This is a genomic window from Streptomyces sp. NPDC001634, from assembly GCF_040298185.1.
In the GTDB taxonomy this organism is placed as follows: domain Bacteria; phylum Actinomycetota; class Actinomycetes; order Streptomycetales; family Streptomycetaceae; genus Streptomyces.
Genome location: NZ_JBEOZU010000248.1, coordinates 1 through 1,064 on the forward strand (window position 1 = coordinate 1; position 1,064 = coordinate 1,064).

Genomic DNA, 1,064 nt, shown 5'->3' on the forward strand with positions numbered 1-1,064 from the left:
ATTAGAAAATACATTAGAAGCTGGAGACGAGATTGTCTAGATAATGTGCGAGATAAAATTTTTAGCAGGTTATCATACATAAGACAAAATGTTTTTAAAACTGATAACGTATTTATTCCACAACAATTACGCATTTATTTTTGAGAAAAATATAAAGCAGGAGGATTACAATGCTGAAAACTTATTCTTTAACAAAAAATACATTATTAGTTTCGTCAGAATCAAATATCAAAAATTCGTCTGTTGTTTATGTTTATGGTGACGAACGAGAATATATCGAATCTTTTGAACATAGATCTGACTTTAACATAGACAATATACTAACGTTTGATGATCGAGTTGCATATGACACGATGATAGATCAGAACGATGAAAAAAGTTTGCTCGTAAGTTATTTGTTTCCCGAGATACATGAAGGTGGGCATCTAGATAATCTGACGACATCTGTTGTTTTCTTGGTATTTAAAAATAAGTTGATAATTTTTACAAAACAAAAATTAAAATTCATTCCCGAACTCTTATCCAATATGGTTTTACATGATGTCGATAATTTCATGCAGGAAGTACTTTTAAAGATCATGCAAAAAGATTTCCATGTGATGCTTGACGACCTTCGTGGAGTCAAGGAAAAAATTGATGATTTAGACTCAGAAATATCAACGTCCGGTTCACTCAGACCAACGTTTGGTGATTTATTGACTCTTCAAAAATACATGATAGCTTTGTCAACAACCTATGGCGCTAATCACAAAGCGCTGGATTTCATTAAAAAAAATTTTACAACTATTAATGATATTGATTTTACCACCCAAAAAATAATTGATGAGATATACAATACAAGCGACACAATGGATAGAATTATTTTAGGTTACAGTCAATATTTGGATTATTTGGAAAATATGATAAACAATATGATTTCGTATCAGCTAAACATGATTATGAAAACTCTAACAGAGATATCAATCGTTTTGACTATTCCAGCAATCATTTTTGGTTTTTGGGGAGTCAATGTCGATGGCCCGTTTGAAAAATCTTCTTATGGTGTTTTTGCTGTGCTGATTATC

At 31.1% G+C, this 1,064-nt stretch carries 1 protein-coding gene; it reads left to right on the plus strand.

What is annotated here, in order from left to right:
• Positions 1-170: 170 nt before the first annotated feature.
• Positions 171-1,064: CorA family divalent cation transporter (locus tag ABT186_RS47850; protein ID WP_351930739.1), on the plus strand; the 894-nt coding region annotated here is incomplete at its 3' end.